The organism is Ruegeria sp. CL7, assembly GCF_056536445.1.
In genome coordinates this window covers 1-4477 of the sequence record NZ_JBQFPQ010000021.1, presented here as the reverse complement: position 1 = coordinate 4477, position 4477 = coordinate 1, and the positions used below count along the sequence as shown (strand labels likewise).

The window sequence follows — 4477 nt, the reverse complement described above, 5'->3', positions numbered from 1 at the left end:
ATGACCACACCGAAGCGCACGCCCTTGTATGACCTTCACGTCGAGCTTGGCGGCAAGATGGTTGATTTTGCGGGTTGGGAGATGCCTGTTCAGTATCCTTTGGGGATCATGGGAGAGCATAAGCAGTGCCGTGAGAAGGCGGCGTTGTTTGATGTGTCTCACATGGGTCAGGTGATCCTGCGCGGTGAGAATGTGGGTGAGAAGCTGGAAGCTCTGTGCCCGCAGGCCTATGCGACGCTGAAGGAAGGCAAGGCGCGGTACGGGTTCTTCACCAATGCCGAAGGCGGGATCATGGACGATTTGATCGTGTCGAATGCGGGGGATCACTACTTTGTGGTGGTGAACGCGGCGCTGCGCCATCAGGACATTCCGCATATGCGCGACAATCTGGACGGGGTTGAGGTGACCGAGATCTTCGACCGCGCGCTGGTGGCCGTGCAAGGCCCCAAGGCCGAAGATGTGGTGGGCGCGCTCTGCCCCGCGGCGCGCGATCTTAAGTTCATGGAAACCACGATTGCCGACATCCTGGGTGTCGAATGCCGTATCTCGCGCCTGGGCTATACCGGCGAGGACGGGTACGAGATCTCGATCCCCGAGGATAAGGCGATCGAGATCACACGGGCCTTCCTGGCGCATGAGGAGTGCGAACCGGCGGGTCTGGGCGCGCGCGACGGCCTGCGGCTTGAGGCCGGGCTGTGCCTCTATGGCAATGACATCGACCAGAGCACCTCGCCGGTCGAGGCCAGCCTCGGCTGGGCGATGCAGAAGCGTCGCAAGGAAGAAGGTGGTTTTCCGGGGGCGGAGCGTATCCAGCGCGAACTGGCCGAGGGCGCAGCCCGCAAGCTGGTGGGCATCAAGCCCGACGGCCGTGCGCCGGCGCGTCAGGGCGTGGAAGTGCAATGCCTAGAGGGTAACACCATCGGTCAGATCACCTCGGGCAGCTTTGGCCCCACGGTCGGCGGCCCGGTTGCGATGGGTTATGTGAGCAAAGGCCATGGCGCGCCGGGCGAGAAGGTGAACCTGATCATCCGGGGCAAGGCGCAACCGGCGCAGATCGTGGCGCTGCCCTTCGTCAAACAGAATTACAAGCGTTGAAGTCAGGAGAGAGAAGCATGGCAACCTATTATTCCGAAGAACATGAATGGCTGAGCGTCGAAGGCGACACCGCCACGCTGGGCATCACCAAACACGCGGCTGAACAGCTGGGTGAGGTGGTGTTTGTCGAGCAGCAGGAAGTGGGCGACGAGTTCGAGAAAGACGGCGAGATCGGCGTGATCGAATCCGTCAAGGCGGCCTCGGAACTCTATGCCCCGGTCGATGGTGAGATCGTCGAGGTGAACGAGGCGCTGGCCGACAATCCCGGCGCGCTGAACGACGACCCCGAGGGCGAGGCCTGGATCTACAAGATCAAGATCAGTGACGCGTCGCAGCTCGAGGATCTGATGGACGAAGCCGGATACAAAGCCTTCATCGGGTAAACCCGAACGGAGTCCCGGCATGGGGCTCCATCGAATTAATTGATGCCGCCGAATTTGGGCCCCGCCCTTCATCTGGCAAGAAATATCCCCGCCGGAGGCTCCCGCAGTCTCCGCCGGCCCTGACCTATCCATGGGAGCGCTGCAATGGCCTTCAAACTGACCGACTACGAAGCCTATGATTTTGCCAACCGTCGCCATATCGGTCCCAGCCCGACCGAGATGCGCGACATGCTGCAGGTGATCGGCTTCAAGACGCTGGACGAGCTGATCGACGCCACCGTCCCCCCGGCGATCCGGCAGAAACAGCCGCTGGACTGGGGTCCGGCGATGACGGAACGCGATGCGCTTTTCCACATGAAACAGGTGGCGGGGAAGAACAAGGTTCTGACCTCGCTGATCGGTCAGGGCTATTACGGCACCACCACGCCTGCGCCGATCCTGCGCAACATCCTGGAAAACCCGGCCTGGTACACCGCCTATACGCCGTACCAGCCCGAGATCAGCCAGGGCCGTCTTGAGGCACTGTTGAACTTCCAGACCATGGTCAGCGACCTGACCGGGTTGGACGTGGCCAACGCCTCGCTTCTGGACGAAGCCACCGCGGCGGCCGAAGCGATGGCGATGGCCAAGCGCGGCGGCCGGTCCAAGGCCAACAACGCGGCCTTCTTCGTTGACAAGAACTGCCACCCGCAGACCATCGCGGTGATCAAGACCCGGGCCGAGCCTCTGGGCATCGACGTGCAGGTCGCCGACCCGGATCAGCTGGACGCGGGCGCGGTATTCGGCGCGATCTTCCAGTATCCGGGCACCTATGGCCATGTGCGCGACTTCACCGCCGAGATCGCGGCGCTGCATGAACACAAGGCCATCGCCATCGTCGCCGCCGACATCCTGTCGCTGGCGCTGCTGAAGTCACCGGGCGAGATGGGCGCGGACATTGCCATCGGCTCGACCCAGCGCTTTGGTGTGCCGATGGGCTATGGCGGCCCGCACGCCGCCTACATGGCCACCACCGACAAGCTGAAGCGATCCATGCCGGGCCGGATCATCGGTGTGTCCATCGACAGCCGCGGCAACAAGGCCTACCGCCTGTCGTTGCAGACCCGCGAGCAGCACATCCGCCGCGAGAAGGCGAACTCGAACGTCTGCACCGCGCAGGCGCTGCTGGCGGTGATTGCTTCGATGTATGCGGTCTATCACGGCCCCGACGGCATCAAGGCGATTGCCCAGTCGGTGCACCGCAAGACCTCGCGCCTGGCCGCCGGCCTGGAAGAGGCGGGCTTCTCGGTCGAACCCGAGGTGTTCTTCGACACGATCACGGTCGAGGTCGGCCATCTGCAGAAGACGGTGATGGAGGCCGCCGTGGCGCGCGGCGTCAACCTGCGCAAGGTGGGCGACACCAAGGTTGGCATCAGCCTGGACGAACAGACCCGCCCCGAGACGATCGAGGCGGTCTGGGGGGCCTTCGGCATCGACCGCAAGGATGACAGCTCGAACAAGCAATACCGCCTGCCGGATTATGCGCTGCGTGAAAGCGCCTATCTGACCCACCCGATCTTCCACCAGAACCGGGCCGAGGCCGAGATCACCCGCTATATGCGTCGTCTGGCCGACCGCGACCTGGCGCTGGACCGGGCGATGATCCCGCTGGGGTCCTGCACCATGAAGCTGAACGCCACGATCGAGATGATCCCGGTCACCTGGCCCGAGTTCGGCAATCTGCACCCGTTCTGCCCCGAAGATCAGGCGCAGGGCTATCACGAGATGATCGCCGATCTGAACGACAAGCTGTGCCAGATCACCGGCTATGACGCGATCTCCCAGCAGCCCAACTCGGGCGCGCAGGGCGAATATGCGGGCCTGCTGACCATCCGCAACTATCACTTTGCGCGCGGCGAAGGGCACCGCAATGTCTGCCTGATCCCGACCTCGGCCCATGGCACCAACCCGGCCTCGGCGCAGATGGTGGGCTGGCAGGTCGTGCCGGTGCAGGCGGATGACAAGGGCAATATCGATGTCGCCGACTTCCGCGCCAAGGCGGAAAAGCACTCGGATCATCTGGCCGCCTGCATGATCACCTACCCGTCCACTCATGGTGTGTTCGAGACCACCGTGCAGGAGGTCTGCCAGATCACTCATGACCACGGCGGCCAGGTCTATATCGACGGCGCCAACATGAACGCCATGGTGGGCCTGTCGCGCCCCGGCGACATTGGCGGCGATGTCAGCCACCTGAACCTGCACAAGACCTTCTGCATCCCGCATGGCGGCGGCGGCCCCGGCATGGGTCCGATCGGCGTCAAGGCGCATCTGGCCGAGCACCTGCCCGGGCACCCGGAATACGGCACCGCCGTGGGCCCGGTCTCGGCGGCGCCCTTCGGGTCTCCGTCCATTCTGCCGGTCAGCTGGGCCTATGTGCTGCTGATGGGCGGCGCGGGTCTGACCCAGGCGACCAAGGTGGCGATCCTGAACGCCAACTACATCGCGGCGCGGCTCAAGGATGCCTATCCGATCCTCTATACCTCGGAAACGGGGCGTGTGGCGCATGAATGCATCCTCGACACCCGGCCCCTGGACGCCGAGGCGCATGTCACCGTCGATGACGTGGCCAAACGCCTGATCGATTCAGGCTTCCACGCGCCAACGATGAGCTGGCCGGTGGCCGGCACCCTGATGGTGGAACCCACGGAGTCGGAACCCATGGCCGAACTGGACCGTTTCTGCGATGCCATGCTGTCGATCCGCTCGGAAGCGCAGGACATCATCGACGGCAAGATCGACGCGGAAAACAACCCGCTGAAAAACGCCCCCCACACGGTGCGCGATCTGGTCGGCGACTGGGACCGCCCCTACACCCGCGAACAGGCCTGCTTCCCGCCGGGTTCCATGGGCGTCGACAAATACTGGTCCCCCGTCAACCGCGTCGACAACGCTTACGGTGACAGAAACCTCGTCTGCACATGCCCCCCAATGGACGCATACGCAGACGCCGCGGAATA

General features: G+C 63.7%; 3 protein-coding genes. All 3 read left to right on the top strand.

Features of this window, described 5'->3' with window-relative positions; genetic code table 11:
* On the top strand, positions 1-1095 hold the full coding sequence (gene gcvT, locus ACR0LI_RS20760; RefSeq protein WP_480719185.1) for a glycine cleavage system aminomethyltransferase GcvT: 1095 nt from the start codon (positions 1-3) through the stop codon (positions 1093-1095).
* 17 nt (positions 1096-1112) lie between these two features.
* Positions 1113-1478: a glycine cleavage system protein GcvH gene (gcvH, locus tag ACR0LI_RS20755; RefSeq protein WP_171638644.1), complete on the top strand. Its 366-nt coding sequence runs from the start codon at positions 1113-1115 to the stop codon at positions 1476-1478.
* A 144-nt stretch (positions 1479-1622) separates the two neighbouring features.
* A partial coding sequence (gcvP, locus tag ACR0LI_RS20750; RefSeq protein ID WP_171638645.1) for an aminomethyl-transferring glycine dehydrogenase occupies positions 1623-4477 on the top strand: 2855 nt, incomplete at its 3' end.

Bases quoted from the DNA above. Each gene is read 5' to 3' on its own strand.
- gcvH (WP_171638644.1), top strand. From the start codon at position 1,113: ATGGCAACCTATTATTCCGAAGAACATGAATGGCTGAGCGTCGAAGGC.
- gcvT (WP_480719185.1), top strand. From the start codon at position 1: ATGACCACACCGAAGCGCACGCCCTTGTATGACCTTCACGTCGAGCTT.